We start from the raw sequence: 20,237 nt of genomic DNA, 5'->3' as shown, positions 1-20,237 counted from the left end.
CACTTTGAGGAGTTCCGAATGGTTTATCAGCGTAGTACTTCAACAACTCCCTGTCTGGTGAACCCAGCCGGGTAAAAGGAATTTTTCATAGCGAGCCGATACACATACAAACCTGTTCCGACGGGTTGCCCTTTATACGTTCCGTCCCAGGTAGACCAGCCTGCCGAAATACCCGCTTCACTAACCCCCTCATATACAGGCTCGCCCCAGCGGTTGAAAATCGTCAATGTCATACTATCAACTCCCGTACTATACACCACCAGGGTTTCGTTCGCCCCATCCCGATTGGGTGTAAACAGATCGGGGATATACGCTATGGGCGGAGTTGGCGGGCAGTTGGAACGAACCCAGACCGAGTCCGCTGCCTGGCATCCGGCCGATGAGCGAATGCTGATCGTGTACCAGCCATAGTCATTCAATTGGAGCTTCTGTTCCGTGCCGATAATTCTTCCTGCCTTCGACCAGCTATAGACCACATCAGGTATCACCCCGGCATCCAGATTGATAGCATCTGTGGTTGTAAAACAGGTGTCGATCTGCCGGGTAGCCAGTTGCAGTTTCGGATACGGATTCAGGGTTACCATCTGCGAATCACGACTTACACAACCCGTTTTCGTGCTATGAGCTGTCACGAGGTATTGCCCATTCTGCTGGGCCAAAACGGCATTACCCGTTATTGAATGGCCGTCCGGCAATTGCCAGCTAAAAACATCCCAGTCGGAGTTGGGTATGGCCCGGAGCGTAAGCGTATCGCCACAAACGGTTTGCGTCGCACTAACGAACCGAAACGGCGATGGCCGGGTAAAACTGGCGGTTACCTCTTTTTCGGCAAAACAGGAGGCATCTTCGGCACTAGTGACCCGCACCCGGTACGTTTGTACGCCATTTATGTTCGACACAATCAGCGAATCGAGCCGATCATTGGCTAAATTAATTCCCGGCCCGGCCCATTGCGGAACGCCACCCGTGGCATGGGCATTAAGCAAAAACTGCCCACAGGAATCGGGGATGATCGTTGCCGTTGGATCAACCTCGACCAGAATAACCGCCAGCTCTTCGGTAGACGTCATGTGAATGTCAGCGCATTTACCTTCCCGAACTTTCAACAGATAGGTACCCGATTTGGCTGGCTTTAAGGTGGATGACGTAGCTCCGGTCACCGCTGTTCCATTCAGATACCATTGATAGGTCAGATAGTTGGGATCCAGATTCTGAGTTTTCGACGAAAGCAGAAAGTTGTTACAACCACCCAGTTTAGCCAGTTCAATAGTCACCTTAGGTAAAAGCCGGGGAATGGTATCGACGTTGAACGGTAAGCCTGCCAGCGCGGTTCGGCCACCCAGATATACCCCCTGCGATACAAGGTTGCACCCAGCACCTACCTGATTGGGCTGGTTGATTACCAACAGATAGTCTTCGCCCGGCTGGGAGCCATAGATTTTACCATCGGGACCAATTTGCAACGCCCCTACACCCGCCGACGCATTTCGTTGGGCCTGCACGGTGAGCGTTGCCGTAACAGCCAGATCACTGACCCGTATCTGATACACATTTTTACGCGATAGTGTCGATAGATAGATCAGCGAATTATCGGGTGAAAACTCAAGTCCATAGGCCCCAACCGTTGCCGGAACTTCCAGCTTACGGGCATTCGAGATAGCCCCCGACTGATTATCGAAATCGAACAGTTCCAGAAAACCGCCCTCTACACTATCGGAAACGGCTACGGCCAAAAGCTTACCATCGTGCGATGGTTTCATGTACCCCTTACTTTCCCGATGCGGACTGCCTGCCCGATACAGCGATTGATGTATCGACCCTACGTTATATACTTTAGGGGTCAGAATAAGCCCATTATCGTTGAGCAGATAGACCCGAAATGCATTGGTGGTTAGCTCATGCGTGATAATCCAGTGATTCAGATTATTGCAGTGATAGATGGTGGTAATCTTTTCGGACGATGGCGACAGTAGCGATTTATTTTTCACACTCAGGCCGCCCAGACCGCCATTCAGGTTCATATTCACAATGGCATACTGAATACCCGATGACTGGTTCAGGCCCGCTACCGAAAATACATAAAACTGGTCGTTACTATTCTGATAGGGAACAATCAGGGCCGACTGCGTACTGCGGCCCCCTCCGCCCAGATTGACTGCCCCCGGCATAATTTCGTGATTTCGATTCCAGATGGTACTCCCGTCGGTGTAAAACAATAGCTGCCCGTTGGCATCAGACTGGGAGGCACAGCCTTCCATGGAACGAAGCTGGCCGTTGGGTAAGAATTGCGGAGAGCCTCCAGAAAATGTAACCCCTGCCCCATTCCCAAAATACCAGTTACGGGCGTTTGCGGGAACCTGTGCGCTGGCCGAGCCGACACCGGGGCCATTCACCAATAGTACAGTAGCCAGTAAGCCGGTAAAAAGAAAAGCCCGAACCCATACACAGAATCCATTTCCCAGTTTCATAGGTGTGCACAACGAATGAGTAAGAACAGCTCCGCCGTCTACACGTAGAGGTACAGAGTCAGCGGATTAGGTCAAGGTTGAAACATACATATGACCTCTTTATTACTCAAGCAGTTGTAAATTTTAATCTTAACTGTATGAAACTCCGGAAACAGACTTCACGGATCAGACCATCGGGCACTGTTACGGCTACCCATCCAATCGTTGCCTGGCTTCTGGCGTAATGGGCGCGAAAAAATTGACCAGATTACCGTCGGGGTCACGGAACAACAGCGAACGGTTTCCCCAGGGCATAGTAGTCGGTTTTTGTACAATAGCAGCACCCAGAAGATCGGCCAGCTTTGCATAAGTGCTATCCACGTCCTCAACACGAAATTCAAGGATAGCCGAGCGATTACGGGCAGCTTCAGCCACCTCCTCTCCTCCGAATAGTTGTAACGTACGCGTACTTCCGATAGCCAGGGTAGCCAAAGGCGTCCGTAACTCCGCAAAATCATCGGTATACTGCGTGACAGGCATACCCGTCACCTGCTCATAAAACGAAACGAGACGTTTAAGGTCGGCCGTAATGACCCGAACGGAAGAAAATTGCATGGCGTACCTACGTTTATGTTGACTGGCACAAAGAAAAGCCTGCCCACTGACAGCCGTATGTCAGTAGGGAACGGCTTATGACCGGGCCTTGCTAAAGTTGATCAAAAAAGGACTGGGAAACCCCGTTTTTTCCACCAACTTTGAGCGAATAAACTAAGCCTTTACATTCTTGAAAACACTGTTCTTTTGCCCGATGTGGGGCATGGAAAACCTCTCCTATGCTGAAGCCGCCAAACGAGTGAAAGCCGCCGGATACGACGGCATGGAAATTGCGGCTGGTCCTGGCAAACGAAAAGAAGCTGCGCAGGTCATGCGTGATCACGGCCTCGAACCCATTTTGATGGCCTTTGGCGGAGGAAGTAATTTTGCCGAGCATAAGAAAAAGTACCACGACGATCTGCTCGACGTTGCTTCTAACAAACCCCTGTTCATCAACGCCCATACCGGCCACGATTACTTTACCTTCGAGCAGAATGTTGAGCTGATTCAGACAGCCGCCGATGTCCAGAAACAAACTGGTGTCCGGATTTTGCACGAAACGCACCGGGGCCGTTTTTCTTACAGCGCCCCAGCCATTCAATACTACCTGCTCAAACTACCCGGCCTGCGACTCACCGCCGATTATTCGCACTGGGTCAATGTAGCGGAGTCGTATCTGGGCGATCAGGCTGACAATGTGGACCGTGCGATTGCCGTCAGCGACCATATTCACTGCCGGGTGGGCCAGCCCGAGGCCCCACAGGTAACCGACCCGCGAGCCCCCGAATGGAAAGATGCGCTGGAAACACACGCCAAATGGTGGGACGCCATTCGCGACCGGCTCCAGCGTGCCAATGCCCCCCTGCTTACGGTTACCTGCGAATTTGGACCGGCCCCAGGTTATCTGCCTACATTGCCCTATACCAACCTACCCGTCGCCAGCCAGTGGGACATCAACGTATTCATGAAAGACTTCCTGAAGAAGCGGTGGCAAGTATAGCGAGTCCGTTTTTATCAGAACAGTATGATTATTGCTGGTAAGATTTATGGTATCCGTTAAACCGTAAACTGTACGCTGAAATTCGTAAATTTGAGTATATGCTTCGAACGCTCTACATAGTCTGCCTGTTTTTGGTCGTTACCTGTACATCTGTGTCTGCACAGTTGGCTCAGTCGTTACGGCTCGAAATCCCCTCGGACCCCGACGAAGCCGAAGCATTTGACGTAACGCCCCTAAACGACAAGGGCCTTTTGGTTACTATCCGAACGGGTGCCTTTTACGACAATACGCCCGCCAACCTGAACTTCCAGAAATACGACGTCAATCTAAAATTACTCTGGAAAACCCAATTCAAACAGAGCTATGATTACACCCCCGTATTGGACTGTCACACAGACCAGTACGTATATCACCTGTTTCGCGATTACGACCGGGGCAAATTCCAGTTTCTGCGGCTCCATCTCGATGATGGCGTGTTCGAAACCTTTGAGGGGACGCTGCTCGACCAGTTCGATGTCCAGTATTTTAAGGTTTTAGGTAGCCAGGCTTACGTGGGCGGATACCGGCATGGTCGCCCGGTTGTAATGGCGTTCTCGTTCTTCGATCAGTCGGCTAAAGTGCTTCCGGGCATGTACGTAAATCGGATGGAGCTTAGTGGTCTGGAAATTGACGAATCCCGACGGGAGGTCAACGTACTGGTCCATTCGCTGAAGCGGCACTGCCAGTTCTCGATCCGAACCTATAATTACGACTGCAAGCTGGTGCGTACGCTCGATTTCGACGGAGCCGAAAAGAGCCTGATTTCGGGTAAGCTGCTGCCCGTCAATGAGCAGGAATCGTTGCTGGTGGGTAATTACTCGACCGATTGCACCCCCTACTCACAGGGTATTTACGTTACCCGTATCCACCATGGCGAACATGCCGATGAGGCCAGTAAGTCGGTTCAGTACATCGAGTTTTCGCAGTTGCAGCATTTTTTCGATTACCTGAAACCGCAGCGACAGCAAAAACTACTGGCCAAAGCCAACAAGAAGAAAGAGGAAGGTAAGGACTACAAATTCCATTACCGGCTACTGGTCCACGACCTCCAGCCTACGCCTACGGGCCTTACACTGGTGGCCGAAGTGTATTACCCTCAATACCGGGGCAGTACGCTGGCCTATGGCGGCATTGTTCGGGGCTCCGACCGCTACGAAGGGTATCGATACACCCATGCGTTCATCTGTGGCTTCGACAAGCAGGGGAATCTTCTGTGGGACAACTGCTTCCCCATCAAGGAGCTTCTCAGCAAAGAGCTAACCGAAATGGTACAGGTATCGCATCAGGGCGACCGTATGGTGATGGCCTACCCCAACGATGGCGAAATCACGACCGAAGTAATTCAGGAAAGCAAGGTGCTGAAAGAGACCGAAAAGTTTAAACTGAAAACAGCGGCTGAGAATGAGAAAGTAACCTTCTCGGCCCAGGACAATCTGATGGCCTGGTACGATCGGCATTTTCTGGCCTGCGGTTTTCAGAAAATAGCCCCTTCCAGAACCTCAGGCAGCCAACGCGAAGTTTTTTACCTGAACAAGCTGACCTACACCGAAGAGAACGCGGGCCAACCTGCCAAATCGACCAGTGCTAAGACCCGAAAAAGCGACGGATCAGAACGATAATCAGGTTCAGAATCACGCTGACCACAATACAGGTTACGATGGGAAAATAAAACCCACCCCCGTCTTTATTCTCTATCCGAATATCGCCCGGCAACCGACCCAGCCAATGGAGCTTATCGCCGAAAAGATAAACGATCACGCCTACCAGCACAATAGCGGCTCCGATCAGAATAATGTACTTACCAACAGTGGGACTCATGCGTATAGGGGTATTTACAACACCGATTGATGACTCATTTTGACAAAGTTGAAAAATGAATCATCATGAACGAATACAATCAGTACACCTGTTTCGACTTTTGTGTCAGTGTCGTTTTCGTCGTTCTATGCCTGGATAGATCCGAATTGTACGAAACATTAACGTTAACATTTGAGTACTCTATTCGACATAATTTCACCTTCTGATAATCAACCAACTACACGGATCAACTCGTTTCGCTTTAATGAAAAATTACTTAGTTGTCGGGCACAGTTCTGGAATAGGAAAAGCGCTTTCTGCAAAACTCGCGGAAAGCCATTACGTAACAGGCACTTACTATAAAAACGAAGTAGCTTCCTTTCAAAATGTATCGTCGCACTACCTGAACGTGTTGGATGAGCAGCCCGATTTCAGCTTTTTGCCCGATAAATTAGATGGCCTGGCCTATTGCCCCGGTGCTATACAGTTAAAACCGTTTGCTCGGTTTAAAGAAGACGATTTTATTGCTGATTTCAAATTGCAGGTAACCGGAGCGATTAAAGTGATTCAGCACTGCTTGCCAGCGCTAAAAAAAGCAGAAAACAGCAGTATAGTGCTATTTAGCACAGTAGCTGCAAGGCTAGGATTTAATTTCCATAGCCTGGTGAGTACAAGTAAAGGTGCTATAGAAGGGTTAACAAAAGCCTTAGCCGCAGAACTCGCACCGACTGTGCGGGTAAATTGTATTGCCCCCTCCATAACCAATACACCACTGGCCTATAGTCTTTTGAATACCCAGGAAAAAATCGAAGCCAATGCGCAAAGACATCCCTTAAAAAAAATCGGCACACCCGCTGATATCGCGACGATGGCAGCTTATTTACTGAGTGAAGAAAGCCAATGGATTACGGGGCAAATTTTTTCAGTAGATGGCGGCATGAGCAGCATAAAATAAAGGCATACACTTTGTTGCCATACGACTACTTCCAACCAGCAGATTGATCATGTTTACGACAGTCTACAGCGAGATTCTAGATTTAATTGATAGCGTTGATCCGATAAAATACGGCCAGACCAGAAACTACGTAGATGGTGCTGTTACTCGGCTGTCGCCCTATGTATCCCGAGGAGTAATCAGTACAAAACAAATTGCCCAGTGCACGTTAGCGAAAGGATACACAACCAGCCAGATCAGTTCATTTTTAAAAGAACTGGCCTGGAGAGATTATTTTCAGCAGGTTTGGATAGCCAAAGGTGATGCCATTGACCAGGACCTTAAGCAGGCGCAGGAAAACGTAATCCATTACAATACGCCATCTGCAATTCTTAAGGCTAACACAACCATAGAAGCCGTTGATACAGGCATCAGGGAATTGTATGACACGGGCTATATGCATAATCATTGCCGACTGTATGTAGCCAGTATGGCCTGCAACATCGCTCAAAGTCACTGGAAGAATCCGGCGCAATGGATGTACTACCATTTGCTGGATGCCGATTGGGCCAGCAATGCGCTCAGTTGGCAATGGGTAGCAGGTAGTAACAGCACTAAAAAATACGTTGCGAATCAGGAAAATATCAATCGCTATTGCCATACGAATCAGCAAAAAACATTTCTGGATAAAAGCTATGAAGATTTGGCAGACATCGCCATTCCAGTTGAATTAACCGCAACAGAACCTTTCGTATTGCCAACGAATTTACCGATCACGAAACCTCCAATCATTGACGAAGCATTACCAACATACATTTACAATTTCTACAACTTAGATCCCGATTGGAATACGGATATAAAAGCCAATCGGGTTTTACTCCTTGAGCCAAGTTTCTTTAAAAAATACCCCGTCTGCGACAGAACGATTGCATTTATTCTTGAACTGGCAAAAAATATAAACAACATACAAGTAGTAGTTGCTGAGTTTGATGAATTATTGGCAATCAGACCAACCTCAATCCATTACAAAGAACATCCTACAACACAGCACTACCGTGGGATTCAGCATCAGAGAGATTGGCTATCACCTGCTATTCGCGGTTATTTTCCGTCGTTCTTCAACTATTGGAAAAAATTACAGGGCGAATTATTGACCTTGCAAGCGGTGTAAATCATGTTCATACCCCCTTTGTTTATTAGTGCTATTTATGAAACACACTAAAAAAAGTGACTTGCCAACTAAAGTCTGTATCGTATGCAACAGGCCATTTACCTGGCGTAAAAAGTGGGAGAACGTGTGGGATGACGTTAAATATTGCAGTGATCAATGCCGAATGAATAAAGCAAAAGCCCACAAATCATCGTAAAAGAGCCGCCATAAACCCATCTCGTGCCCTATAACCAATCCCAGGGCTACTTTCACCTAACCAGCGTGTAGCGCATTCAGCAGCGGATTGCTGCTGGCTCACACCAGGCAAATTTCGTTCTGTATAGTTAAGCCAATTGACCCCATCTCTACGATTAATACAATATTAATCGGCCTATACTTGCTTTTTTGCGAAGTTCTTCTTACTTTTGCACCAGATTTTCTAAAGCGGCATCCGTCGCGTCTCTGTTTCTCTCCTTTTTAACACGCTGAGTTAGGTCTGACAGAGCTTATGTACGGATGTACAGGATGGGTTTCTGGGTGGACGCTTCATGAGTGAAGTTTTTGCGCGTGGGCTAATCGTTGAATCGGTCATAATCAGTACGTCGTGCGTCGGCACACTGGTTTGTTGTCATTTCCTCTTTGAATAGGTCAGGGGATAGTTGGGGGCCTTTGTTGGGTCGTTGGGCAGCTTCGTTGGGCAATTCTCGCAGTATCGCGCCGTTCACCGGCATACACTCGTCTTCGCTTGGAGAGTTTTAACTCTTATATTCCAGGTTAATGAAAACGAAAACAACTAAATCCGCTGATCAGGTCGATCTGCTGGATATTGAAAAAATTGCTACCGAACTGGCAGCACAGGCCGAACCAAAAAAAGCCAAAACCACCAAAAAGAAAGCAACCCCGGAAGACGAACTCGCCCCTGATACCGCCGTTGAAACCGTAGCCGAAGGAGTGGCCGATAAAGTGATCATCGTAGCCGACGAGCCAACGACAGCGCCAGCCGAAACGCCTAAAGCTACTGTCGAAACAACTCCGAAAGCCGATCCCAACCAGATCCTATTTTCCAGCTTAGATATTTCGGACGAAATTCTTCAGGCAGTAACCGATATGGGTTTTGTAAGCCCATCGCCGATTCAGGCCGAAGCCATTCCGCCCATTCTGGCAGGCCGTGATGTGATTGGCCAGGCCCAGACGGGTACGGGTAAAACAGCCGCCTTTGGTATCCCAGCTCTCGAACTGATTGATGTACAGGACCGTTCGGTACAAACGCTGATTCTATGCCCAACCCGGGAACTGGCCTTACAGGTATCTGACGAAATCCGTAAACTGGCCAAATACAAGCGTGGTGTTCGTGTAGAAGCGATTTATGGGGGCGATTCCATCGAACGCCAGATTCGCTCGCTGAAAGGCGGTGTGCATGTAGTGATCGGTACACCAGGCCGGGTCATGGACCATATGGAACGCAACACGCTGAAACTCGACAACGTCAAGATGATGATTCTCGACGAAGCCGATGAAATGCTGGACATGGGCTTCCGCGAAGATATTGAAAGCATTCTGGCCGATATGCCCGAAGAACGGCAAACGATTCTGTTCTCGGCCACCATGTCGAAACCCATTATGCAGATCACCCAGAAATTCCTGCAAGACCCCGTATTGGTGAAAGTGGTCAAGAAAGAACTGACCAACACCAACATCGAGCAGGTGTATTTTGAAGTGAAACCAAAAGCCAAAGTGGAAGTGATGTGTCGCCTGATCGATACCTACGACCTGAAACTGCTGCTGGTATTCTGTAACACCAAACGTAAAGTAGACGAGATCGTTGAAGACCTGCAAATCCGTGGCTATCAGGCCGAAGGGCTCCACGGCGACCTGCGGCAGGCACAACGAAACAACGTCATGAGCAAATTCCGGGCGGGTACGACCAGCATTCTGGTGGCTACCGACGTAGCAGCCCGGGGGATCGACGTCGACGATGTGGACGCAGTAATCAACTTCGATATTCCACTCGACGAAGAATATTACGTACACCGCATTGGCCGGACAGGTCGGGCGGGCAAGTCGGGCCGGGCGTTCTCGCTGGTCGGTCGGGATGAAAAATTCCGGTTCCGCGAAATTCAGAATTATACGAAAGTTCGGGTCGAAAAGGGCGTTATCCCGTCGTTCGAAGACATTGTAGGCATCCGCAAAGCCCGTTTCATCGAGCAGCTTCAGCAGACCATTGCCGAAAGTACCGACCTGAACCTATACGATGACCTGCTCACACAACTGCACCACGCTGGCTTTACGACCGAACAAATCGTGGCTGCACTGGTAAAACGCAGCATGGGTATCGAGAAAAACGAATTTGCTGACCAGAACCTGGGTCTGGACGATGATCGTCGTCGTGAAGACCGCCGGGATCGTTTCGGCGATCGGGATAAAGGTGGCCGCTTTGACCGGGATGATCGTCGGGGTAGTCGCTTCGGCGATCGCGATGATCGGGGTCGGGGCCGGTTCGGGGATCGTGAAGAACGGGGCAACTCGCGCTTCGGCGACAGAGACCGTGGTGGCTTTGGCGATCGCCCACGTTTCGGCGATAGAGATCGTAATGATCGGGATCGTTCGTCTGGCCCACGTGATGGCGGTCGCGATAGCGGAGGTCGCAATGGGTATTTCGATAAAGACGACAAACGTCAGCCCCGCGAGCGGGAAGCCAATATGACTCGCCTGATGGTAACCATCGGCCGTCGGGATTATGTACGCCCAGGCGACATCGTTGGGGCCATTGCAGGCGAAGCCAACATTCCAGGCAACAGCATCGGCAGCATCGACATCTTCGATAAGTTTACGTATGTGGATGTACCGAAAGATGTAGCCAACCGGGTTGTTGATGCCATGGAAGGCAACACCATCAAAGGCCGTCGGGTAAACATCGAAGTTGCCCGCTAATCCTTGATTTTGATACAGAAACAGGCTGGGAGGCTCGACTTCCCAGCCTGTTTTTTTTGCTTACCATGCTGCCTGCGCCCCCAATAGCTGCTGTTCAGAAACGGACAACGGATGTACGGTTTCGGACAGGTGTTTTCACAAAAAAGGCCATTTCCAGCCAAATTAGACCTATTTACAGGCATGGCATACAAGTTGACCCCATTAGCGTAGCTAATGATTCCTAAACCCTTAATGCTCTCCATTTACAAGACAATCTCTGGCTGTAAGCAACATTCTGCCTCCTGAGCTGTCTTTGCGGGGTAGTCGCGTGGAGGCACTCTATGCAGCCCTTTGCCCCTAAACCCTTAACCCTATGCTCAAAAGTTATTTAACGATTGCGTTTCGAAATCTAGCCAAGAACAAGGCCTACTCAGCCATCAATATAGTCGGGCTGGCCGTTGGAATGGCCATCGCTATGTTGATTGGCCTGTGGATTTACGATGAACTGTCGTTCAATAAATTTCATAAGAACTACGACCGGCTGGCACAACTGTACGTCAATCAGACCTTCAACGGAACTACTGGCAGTAGCCGAGCGGTTTCGCTCCCATCGGCCAATACGGTCAAAAACAACTACAAATCGGACTTCACCGATGTAGCGCTGGCCTCCTGGAATTTTGGCCATCTGCTGGTTAACGGCGACCGAAAAATCAACAAAGAGGGCATGTATGCCGAGCCTGAACTGCCGAAGATGCTCTCGCTTACCATGCTCAAAGGCGATTATGCTACGGCTTTAAAAGAACCGTCGTCCATTCTTCTCTCCCAATCGACCGCCGAGGCTCTCTTTGGTAATGCCGATCCACTGGGTAAGATCGTTAAAGTTGACGCCAAGCGTAATGTGAAAGTGACGGGCGTTTTCGAAGACCTACCCTTCAACTCCACGTTTTACGAGGTAAACTATTACCTGCCCTGGAGCGCTTACCTGGCCGACGAAACCTGGGTAAAAGAATCGCTGCAACAATGGGGCAATCACTCGTTCCAGTGCTATGCCCAAATTGCCGACCGTGCCGATATGACGAAGGTATCGGCTAAAATCCGGGATGTGGAGAAAAAGCACGGCTCGGAGGGCGAAAACCCGGAATATTTTCTGCACCCGATGAGCAACTGGCACCTCTATTCTGACTTTAAAGACGGAAAAAACATCGGTGGTGGTATTCAGTTTGTCTGGCTGTTCAGCCTGATCGGTGTGTTTGTGCTATTGCTGGCTTGCATCAACTTCATGAACCTGAGCACGGCCCGTTCCGAAAAGCGGGCCAAAGAAGTGGGGATTCGCAAAGCTGTAGGTTCGCTGCGTCACCAATTGATTTTCCAGTTCCTGAGCGAATCGATGCTGGTGGTTTTCTTTGCTTTGATCATCGCCCTGATTATTGTTCTGATTGCGATCCCATCGTTCAATGATTTGTCAGGCAAGCAAGTGAGTATCCCCTTTGCCAATCCCGTTTTCTGGCTACTCCTGCTCAGTTTTTCGCTCATTACGGGCTTTTTATCGGGCAGTTACCCCGCCCTGTATTTATCCTCGTTCAATCCGCTAAGTGTGCTGAAAGGGACGTTCCGGGTTGGGCGATGGGCGGCACTTCCCCGCAAGGTGCTGGTGGTTGTTCAGTTTACAGTGTCGATCACGCTCATCATTGGCACGCTTATCGTATTCCGGCAAATCCAGCACGCCAAAAACCGGCCGGTTGGCTACGATCGGTCCAATCTGCTGCAAACCTCGCTCAGTCCAGGCACATACGGCAAATATGACCCCTTACGGGAAGATATGCTTAAGACGGGGGTTGTTTATGAAATGAGCCAGTCCTCAAGCCCGACAACAGGTGTATGGTCCAACCAGATCGGGTTTGACTGGGAAGGGAAGGATCCAAAATCGTTACCACTCTTCGGAATTGTGGCCTGCACCCATCACTTCGGCAAAAGCATTGGCTGGCAGGTTCTGGAAGGACGCGATTTCTCGAAGGACTTTTCGACGGACAGTTCAGCGTTTGTCCTTAACGAAGCCGCTGTCAAACTGACTGGCCTGAAAAATATTGTTGGCAAAACCATTCGCTACAACGGAAAGCCTATGCAGGTCATCGGTGTTGTGAAGAACATGGTGATGGAATCGCCTTATGAACCCATCAAGCCCACTATTTTCCTGATCAACTACGGCTGGGCAAACGTGCTGACGATCAAACTTAAACCCGACGTTCCTGTCGATGATGCGATCAAGCAGGTTAAAGCGGTTTTCAAAAAATACGATCCTGATACACCATTCGACTTCAAATTCACGGACGAAGAATACGACGCCAAGTTTCGGACCGAAGAACGGGTAGGTAAGCTGGCTCGGGTGTTTGCGGTTCTGGCTATTTTCATCAGTTGCCTGGGCTTATTTGGGCTGGCTTCGTTCGTGGCCGAACAACGCATCAAGGAAATTGGCGTTCGGAAAGTGCTGGGAGCGTCGGTCTTTAGCCTGTGGGGATTGCTTTCCAAAGACTTCGTACGGCTGGTTGCTATTTCCTTCCTGATTGCCGCGCCTATTGCCTGGTATTTTCTGGACGACTGGCTCGAGCAGTACGACTACCATACCACGATCACCTGGACTATTTTCGCCCTATCCGGTTTAGGGGCCACGTGCATCACGCTTATGACTGTCAGTTACCAGGCTATTCGGGCGGCCTTAATGAACCCTATAAAATCGTTACGATCAGAATAAATCGCATGAGGCAAAGGGGTAAGGGCAAAGGGTCATTCTAAACCCTACCCTATGCCCCGAGCCCTATGTTCTATGCTCTATGCTACGCAACTATATCAAAATCGCCTGGAGAAACCTCTGGAAAAACAAGACGTTCTCCTTCATCAACATTCTGGGACTGGCCCTGGGCATGGCCTGTAGCCTGCTCATCATGATCTGGGTGCAGGACGAACGCCATATGGATCGGTTTCACAAGAACGATGCCCGGCTGTATCGGGTCATGGAAAACCAGCATTATGTGGGGGTGATCAATACATTTCCATCGACACCGGGAATTCTGGCCGAAAACATCGTGAAAGACATTCCCGAAATTCAGATGGCGAGCCAGATGCTTTGGGAAGAACAAACGCTGTTTACGGTAGGCAATACGTTCGAGAAAGAGAAAGGCCGTTCGGTGCAGGGTGATTTCCTGACAATGTTTTCATTTCCGCTTAAAGAAGGCGACCCCAAAACCGCCCTGAAACGCCCTGATGGCTTGGTGATTAGCCAGAAGCTTGCCGACAAGTACTTTAAGGGACAGAACCCGATGGGCAAAATCATCCGGATCGATAATACCGACGATCTGATGGTAACGGGTATTCTGGCCGATATTCCTGAAAATTCGTCGCTAAAATTCGATTACCTCAAAAGCTTCGATCAGTGGCTGAAGACCAACAAATGGGCGAAAGAATGGGGGAATAATGGCCCGCGCTGTTATGTGATGCTGGCCAATAACGCATCCGTCGATAAGGTCAACGCCAAGATCAAAAATTACATCAAGACCAAGAACAAAGACAGCAACGTCGAACTGTTTTTACAGAACTACGGGGATTCGTATCTTTTCTCGAACTGGGAGGGTGGGGTGCAGAATGGTGGTCGGATCGAGTATGTTCGCATCTTTTCGATTGTTGCCATTTTCATTCTGGCTATTGCCTGCATCAACTTCATGAATCTGGCAACGGCTCGTTCGGTCAAGCGATCGAAAGAAGTGGGCGTTCGGAAAGTAGTGGGCGCCTACAAGGCCAGCCTGATCGGGCAGTTTCTGGGCGAATCCATGCTGATTACGGTTCTCTCCCTGGCCTTTTCGATCCTGATTGTGCTGCTGATTCTGCCCGTTTTCAATGAGTTGACCAGCAAAAAACTGTCACTTGATTTTTCGGACCCCACCTTTCTGCTGCTGCTCCTGGGGTTGTCGGTCGTGACAGGACTGGTATCGGGAAGCTACCCGGCTCTGTTTATGTCGGCGCTGAATCCGGTGGTTATTCTAAAAGGCTCCCTCAAGTTTAAGTCGAGCGCTACCTATTTCCGCAAAGGGCTGGTCGTACTACAGTTTGGCCTGTCGATTATGCTCATTCTGGGAACGCTGGTCGTGTATCGGCAGATCAACTACATCCAGACCAAAAACCTGGGGTATAACCGCGAAAACCTGCTGTACATGTCACTCGAGGGCGACCTGCAACGCAACTTCCCAACATTCAGGCAGGAGTTGGAGCATCAGCCCGGCATCAAGGCTGTCACCTGTGCACAGTCAGACCCGCTCGAAGTGGGCAGCTCTACCCAGGGTGTTCGGTGGCCCGGCAAAGACACAACCCAACTGATGCTATTCAGCCAGAACGCGGTTTCGTACGACTACATCAAAACGATGGGTATCAAACTGCTCGACGGCCGCGATTTTTCGAAAGACTTTACGACCGATACCAGCAACTACATCATCAACGAAGCCTCGGCCCGAAAAATCGGCTATAAAAATCCAGTGGGTAAAGAACTGACGATGTGGGGCCGCAAAGGGAAAATCATTGGCCTGATGAAAGATTTTCATTTCAATTCGCTGCACAGTGCCATCGAACCCCTGATTCTGCACCTACAGCGTGGCAACGATACCACCCGCAACTGGGGAACGATTCTGGTACGCACCCAGGCAGGCGAAACCAAACAGGCCATTGCCAGTATGGAAACGTTACATAAGAAATTCAATCCGCACTTTCCGTTCAAGTATCTGTTTACCGATCAGGAATTCAGCAACTTGTATAAGGCCGAAAACACCGTGAGCAAACTGGCCAGCTACTTTGCCTTCCTGGCTATTTTCATTTCCTGTCTGGGATTGTTTGGTCTGGCTGCGTTTACAGCGGAGCAACGTACCAAAGAAATTGGCATTCGGAAAGTACTGGGAGCCACTGTGCCGAATCTGGTGGGTATGTTGTCGAAAGAGTTTATGCTGCTGGTACTGCTGGCTGCTTTCATTGCTTTCCCGCTGGGTTGGTACTTCCTCAGTGGCTGGCTGGAAAAATATGCATACCGGATCGAGCTGACCTGGTGGTACTTCCTGGTAGCGCTTGTTGGGGCTATGCTCATTGCGCTCATAACCGTCAGTTTCCAAAGTATTAAAGCGGCTTTGCTAAACCCGGTAAAATCGTTAAAAACGGAATAAATGGCATAGGGCAGAGGGGTAAGGGCAAAGGGTCACTCTACCCCTACCCTATGCCCCGAGCCCTACGCCCTTACTCCCTCTGCCCTATGCTACTCAACTACCTCAAAGTCGCCCTGCGCAACCTGATGCGCCATTTGAGTTTTTCGGCCATTAACCTGATTGGGCTATCGGTAGGGCTGGCCTGCTGTCTGAGTATTTATCTGTTCGTACAGGATGAACTCCAATACGACCGATTCGTTAAAAAATCGGGGCAGATCTATCGGCTCGTAAACCAGCGCAGCTCGGAGGGTAAACAGAATCAGTTTGCGGTGACACCCCCTGCGTTTGGTCCGGCGCTGAAAGCTAATTTCCCCGAAGTCATGCAGATGACCCGACTGTTTGCCTTGGGCAACAAACCGCTCGTAACCTATCAGGAAAAGAAATTCTTTGAAAGCGACATCCTGCTGGCCGACTCGACCTTCTTCGATGTGTTTGCCTATCCCCTTACGCGTGGCAATCCGAAGGAAGTGCTGCTGGGCGCGAATACGCTGGTCATTTCGGAATCGATGGCCCGGAAGTACTTTTGCAATCAGGACCCGATCAACAAACTATTGACATTGGGAGGACCGGGTTCGGTGCCTTTTCGGGTAACGGGCGTCATGAAAGACCTACCTGCCCAATCGCATCTGGCCGTTAATGCCGTCGGTTCATTGAGTACCCTGAAAGCCAGTACACCAGCAGGTGTGTTGGAAAGCTGGCGGTGGCAGCAATTTTATACCTACATTGTTTTGCCTGACGGATACGATCCGATGCGCCTACAGGCTAAACTACCCGATTTACTGAAGCGACTGGCAAAGCCTGAACTCGATAAGTTGAACATTTCCTATCAAAGTCGTCTACAGCCGCTTACCGACATTCACCTGCACTCGTCCGATCTGGAGTATGACATTGCCCGGAAAGGCAACATTCGGTACGTCTATGCCCTGATTGCCATTGCGGTTTTTGCCCTGCTGATTGCCTGCTTCAACTTCATGAATCTAAGCACGGCCCGGTCGATGACCCGAGCCAAGGAAGTAGGCTTACGAAAAGCCATCGGCGCCGACCGGAGTCAGCTTATCGGACAGTTTCTGGGTGAATCGCTCCTGCTGACCACGGCCGCCATGGGGATTGCCCTGGCAGTTACGGCTATTGTACTGCCTGTCTTCACCGCCTGGGTAGGCAAAAGCCTTTCCCTGAGTCTGCTGATACAACCTCAGTTTTTGGCTGGGCTTTTACTAGCTATTCTGGTTGTTGGTGGCTTGGCGGGGGTTTATCCGGCCTTTTTCCTATCGAATTTCCGGCCTGTACAGGTCCTAACGGGCAGCCGGGTTCTGTCATCAAAACAAGGAGCAGTATCGCTTCGAAAAACGTTGGTCGTGCTACAGTTTGCTGCGTCAACCGTACTCATCATCAGTACGGCCGTTGTTTTCTGGCAGCTACGGTACATCCAGCAGAAAGACCTCGGATTCGCCAACGAACAGGCGATCGTACTGCCCTTACGAACGCAGGCCATGCGCGACGGGTACGAAACCCTCAAGACTGACCTGCTTCGGAATCCGGCGATACGGGCGGCTACGGCCTGCTATGGCATTCCCGGCGGACTCTTTGCAGGCGACGGTATCAAACTACCAGGCAACGAGGCAGAAATAGCCACCAATATGTTCATCATCGATACCGACTACATTCCGACGATGGGTATGCACATGGTGGCAGGGCGGAATTTTTCCCGCACCTTTGGCACTGATCAGGAAGAGGGATTTATTCTGAACGAAACGGCTGTTCGGAATTTTGGCTTTGGCACGCCACAACAGGCGTTGGGCAAAGAGATTCTATGGCCGAAATGGGTGCATCGTAACCCTGCCGACACGCTGAAACGAGGGAAAATAATCGGGGTCGTAAACGATTTTAACTACAAGTCGCTGCATCAAACGATAGAACCCCTCGTACTCCATATATTCCCGGCGGTATTTTCCAGTCTGGTCGTGCGCGTACAACCGGATGACCTGCAAACTACACTCGATTTTCTGAAAGCAGAATGGCAGAAACAGGCCCCTGACTGGCCATTCGAATACCAGATCGTCGATCAGCAGTTTGCGGCATTTTATCGTTCCGAGCAACTGTTCGGCACGTTATTCAGTTTGTTTACCGGGCTGTCGATCTTTATTGCCTGTCTGGGATTATTTGGACTGGCTACGTTTATGGCGCAACAACGTACCAAAGAGATTGGGGTTCGGAAAGTACTGGGAGCTTCTGTGGCCAGTATTACGCTCCTGCTCTCTAAAGACTTCCTGAAACTGGTCGTGATTGCGATCATCGTTGCGTCCCCCATTGCCTGGTATGTGATGACTAAGTGGCTGGCCGATTTTGCCTACCGCATCGACATGGCGTGGTGGATGTTTGCCGGAGCGGGGCTACTCGCTGTTGGTATTGCGTTTGTCACGGTGAGTTTCCAGAGTATCAAAGCCGCCTTGGCGAATCCAATAAAATCGTTGCGGAGGGAATAAAATTTCCGCTTTATTCCCCTATGTTCGCTGCCAATCCCGCGACTTTGTTTTTGGCACATGAGACCATTCATTTCGTTTTGTACCATCCTCCTTCTTTTAAGTGCCTGCACGGCTAAACAACAAACCGAAAAAACTGAATTCAGCGATTTACCCGTTTCGGGCCTTTCGGGCAAACAACTGGCGGTGGCGCACTGTAGTCGGTGTCATGCGTTTGTAGATCCCGGCTTATTGGCAAAAACAAATTGGCGGGATGTGCTGCCAGCCATGGGGCATCGGATGGGTATCTACAGGAACGGGGCCAGACCTGATAGCTTGTTTGACGAAGGCGAAAGCGGTTCCGTTGTTCGAGAGGCCGACATCTTCCCGGAAAAGCCCATCCTGGCCCGAGAGGACTGGCGCAAAATAGAAGCCTATTTTATTGAAAATGCACCCGATACCATCCTGCCTCCTATTCGCAGAACGCCCATTCGGATGGGGCTTACACATTTCAAATATCGGGAAGCCTCGTTTTCGAATCGCCCTGCTTTAACTTCTATGGTTAAGATTCTGCCCGATAATCGAGGGATCGTTTTTGGGGATGGAAAGCCCCGACGCAACAATCTAACCTTTCTAACCCCCGACCTTAAGGAGAGATATAGTATGCGGCTGGCAACAACACCGATTCAATTTGATGAAAAAGCCAATGAGTTATACCTGACTACCATTGGGAAGGGCGTTTTTCCGACCGATGCCGCGAATGGATCGCTGGTACGATTGCAGAAAAGTGGGTCGGAGCCGGGCTATCAATCCGAGACACTAGCTATTCCCAACTTACGCCGACCCGTGTGCATGACGTATGGCGATTTGACGAAAGACGGGTTCGACGATGTCGTATCCTGTGAATTCGGTAATCAGACTGGCCAATTGGCCTGGTACGAAAATGATAAAAAGGGGCGATATACGAAGCACATTTTACGGGAAAAACCCGGTGCGATCACTGCCATTATCAAGGATGCCAATCGGGATGGATTGCCGGATATATATGTACTGATGGCGCAGGGCGATGAAGGCGTTTTTCTGTATGAAAACCAGGGGGCTGGTCAATTTAAAGAAAAGCGATTGCTCACTTTTTTGCCCCTTAACGGCTCCCAGCATATCGAACTGGCTGATTTCAATAAAGATGGGTTTGAGGATATCGTTTATGTATGTGGCGACAATGCCGATAAAACCCCGATCTTAAAGAAGTACCACGGTATCTATATTTTTCTGAATGACGGAAAATCCAATTTCAAGCAAGCCTATTTCTACCAACTAAACGGCGCTTATAAAGCGATCGTGCGCGATTATGATCTGGATGGCGACCTGGATATAGCTGCCATTTCGTTCTTCCCGGATTATCTTCGCTACCCGGCCGAAAGCTTTATCTACCTGGAAAATAAAGGGAAGTTAACGTTCGAGGACTATTCTTTCCCGGAGGCCACCCGAGGCAGATGGGTCGTTATGGACGCGGGCGACATGGATGCCGACGGGGATATTGACCTGGTTCTGGGTTCGTTCGTCTATTTTATCCCACAGGGTGATACAACCGGATTGGGTAAAAAATGGCTATCGGATGGGCCCTCTATCGTCGTACTGGAAAACACAAGTCGGTGAGAAAAGGGAAAAGAATT

Annotated in this window: 13 protein-coding genes; 10 read left to right on the top strand and 3 right to left on the bottom strand. The window is 49.9% G+C overall.

Annotated elements, in window-relative coordinates; translation table 11 throughout:
* Positions 1-26: 26 nt before the first annotated feature.
* Both B153_RS0101760 and B153_RS0101755 read right to left on the bottom strand, forming a co-directional pair.
* Positions 27-2,468, bottom strand: a complete 2,442-nt coding sequence (locus B153_RS0101760) for a T9SS type B sorting domain-containing protein (protein ID WP_020594937.1) — start codon at positions 2,466-2,468, stop codon at positions 27-29.
* 189 nt (positions 2,469-2,657) lie between these two features.
* Complete coding sequence (locus tag B153_RS0101755) at positions 2,658-3,062, bottom strand: VOC family protein (protein ID WP_020594936.1); 405 nt, start codon at positions 3,060-3,062, stop codon at positions 2,658-2,660.
* Positions 3,063-3,231: 169 nt separating this feature from the next.
* On the opposite strand from B153_RS0101755, the gene B153_RS0101750 reads away from it, so the two are divergent.
* The gene (locus B153_RS0101750) at positions 3,232-4,041 is read left to right on the top strand and encodes a sugar phosphate isomerase/epimerase family protein (RefSeq protein WP_245564815.1); all 810 of its coding nucleotides are present in this window, start codon (positions 3,232-3,234) and stop codon (positions 4,039-4,041) included.
* Positions 4,042-4,139: 98 nt separating this feature from the next.
* Complete coding sequence (locus B153_RS0101745) at positions 4,140-5,699, top strand: hypothetical protein (protein WP_020594934.1); 1,560 nt, start codon at positions 4,140-4,142, stop codon at positions 5,697-5,699.
* Here B153_RS0101745 and B153_RS0101740 read toward each other — a convergent pair.
* Positions 5,665-5,898: a DUF2905 domain-containing protein gene (locus tag B153_RS0101740; protein WP_020594933.1), complete on the bottom strand. Its 234-nt coding sequence runs from the start codon at positions 5,896-5,898 to the stop codon at positions 5,665-5,667. The genes B153_RS0101745 and B153_RS0101740 overlap by 35 nt on opposite strands.
* Before the next feature lie 244 nt (positions 5,899-6,142).
* On the opposite strand from B153_RS0101740, the gene B153_RS0101735 reads away from it, so the two are divergent.
* The 8 genes from B153_RS0101735 to B153_RS0101700 all read left to right on the top strand — a co-directional run bounded on the left by B153_RS0101735 (position 6,143) and on the right by B153_RS0101700 (position 20,220).
* Positions 6,143-6,832, top strand: a complete 690-nt coding sequence (locus tag B153_RS0101735) for an SDR family NAD(P)-dependent oxidoreductase (RefSeq protein ID WP_020594932.1) — start codon at positions 6,143-6,145, stop codon at positions 6,830-6,832.
* 49 nt (positions 6,833-6,881) lie between these two features.
* The gene (locus B153_RS0101730) at positions 6,882-7,982 is read left to right on the top strand and encodes an FAD-binding domain-containing protein (protein ID WP_020594931.1); all 1,101 of its coding nucleotides are present in this window, start codon (positions 6,882-6,884) and stop codon (positions 7,980-7,982) included.
* A gap of 37 nt (positions 7,983-8,019) precedes the next feature.
* Positions 8,020-8,178, top strand: coding sequence for a DUF2256 domain-containing protein (locus tag B153_RS37150; protein WP_083928157.1), 159 nt, complete (start codon positions 8,020-8,022; stop codon positions 8,176-8,178).
* Positions 8,179-8,738: 560 nt separating this feature from the next.
* Positions 8,739-10,892, top strand: coding sequence for a DEAD/DEAH box helicase (locus tag B153_RS0101725; protein WP_020594930.1), 2,154 nt, complete (start codon positions 8,739-8,741; stop codon positions 10,890-10,892).
* A 352-nt stretch (positions 10,893-11,244) separates the two neighbouring features.
* Positions 11,245-13,620: an ABC transporter permease gene (locus tag B153_RS0101715; protein ID WP_020594928.1), complete on the top strand. Its 2,376-nt coding sequence runs from the start codon at positions 11,245-11,247 to the stop codon at positions 13,618-13,620.
* A gap of 79 nt (positions 13,621-13,699) precedes the next feature.
* Positions 13,700-16,066 carry an ABC transporter permease gene (locus tag B153_RS0101710; RefSeq protein WP_020594927.1) on the top strand — a complete coding sequence of 789 codons (2,367 nt, stop codon included), beginning with the start codon at positions 13,700-13,702 and terminating at the stop codon, positions 16,064-16,066.
* A gap of 86 nt (positions 16,067-16,152) precedes the next feature.
* Complete coding sequence (locus tag B153_RS0101705; protein WP_020594926.1) at positions 16,153-18,588, top strand: ABC transporter permease; 2,436 nt, start codon at positions 16,153-16,155, stop codon at positions 18,586-18,588.
* 57 nt (positions 18,589-18,645) lie between these two features.
* Complete coding sequence (locus B153_RS0101700; protein WP_020594925.1) at positions 18,646-20,220, top strand: FG-GAP repeat domain-containing protein; 1,575 nt, start codon at positions 18,646-18,648, stop codon at positions 20,218-20,220.
* Positions 20,221-20,237 lie beyond the last annotated feature (17 nt).

Origin of the sequence: Spirosoma panaciterrae DSM 21099, assembly GCF_000374025.1 — a bacterium.
Classification (GTDB): Bacteria; Bacteroidota; Bacteroidia; order Cytophagales; family Spirosomataceae; genus Spirosoma; species Spirosoma panaciterrae.
Note: the sequence above shows the minus strand (reverse complement) of the source record. Positions and strands in the feature narration are given on the sequence as shown.

Excerpts from the sequence above, each read along its gene's own strand:
- B153_RS0101705 (WP_020594926.1), top strand. The coding sequence starts at position 16,153 with ATGCTACTCAACTACCTCAAAGTCGCCCTGCGCAACCTGATGCGCCAT.
- B153_RS0101745 (WP_020594934.1), top strand. The coding sequence starts at position 4,140 with ATGCTTCGAACGCTCTACATAGTCTGCCTGTTTTTGGTCGTTACCTGT.
- B153_RS0101760 (WP_020594937.1), bottom strand. The coding sequence starts at position 2,468 with ATGAAACTGGGAAATGGATTCTGTGTATGGGTTCGGGCTTTTCTTTTT.
- B153_RS37150 (WP_083928157.1), top strand. The coding sequence starts at position 8,020 with ATGAAACACACTAAAAAAAGTGACTTGCCAACTAAAGTCTGTATCGTA.
- B153_RS0101740 (WP_020594933.1), bottom strand. The coding sequence starts at position 5,898 with ATGAGTCCCACTGTTGGTAAGTACATTATTCTGATCGGAGCCGCTATT.
- B153_RS0101735 (WP_020594932.1), top strand. The coding sequence starts at position 6,143 with ATGAAAAATTACTTAGTTGTCGGGCACAGTTCTGGAATAGGAAAAGCG.
- B153_RS0101730 (WP_020594931.1), top strand. The coding sequence starts at position 6,882 with ATGTTTACGACAGTCTACAGCGAGATTCTAGATTTAATTGATAGCGTT.
- B153_RS0101755 (WP_020594936.1), bottom strand. The coding sequence starts at position 3,062 with ATGCAATTTTCTTCCGTTCGGGTCATTACGGCCGACCTTAAACGTCTC.
- B153_RS0101725 (WP_020594930.1), top strand. The coding sequence starts at position 8,739 with ATGAAAACGAAAACAACTAAATCCGCTGATCAGGTCGATCTGCTGGAT.
- B153_RS0101700 (WP_020594925.1), top strand. The coding sequence starts at position 18,646 with ATGAGACCATTCATTTCGTTTTGTACCATCCTCCTTCTTTTAAGTGCC.
- B153_RS0101710 (WP_020594927.1), top strand. The coding sequence starts at position 13,700 with ATGCTACGCAACTATATCAAAATCGCCTGGAGAAACCTCTGGAAAAAC.
- B153_RS0101715 (WP_020594928.1), top strand. The coding sequence starts at position 11,245 with ATGCTCAAAAGTTATTTAACGATTGCGTTTCGAAATCTAGCCAAGAAC.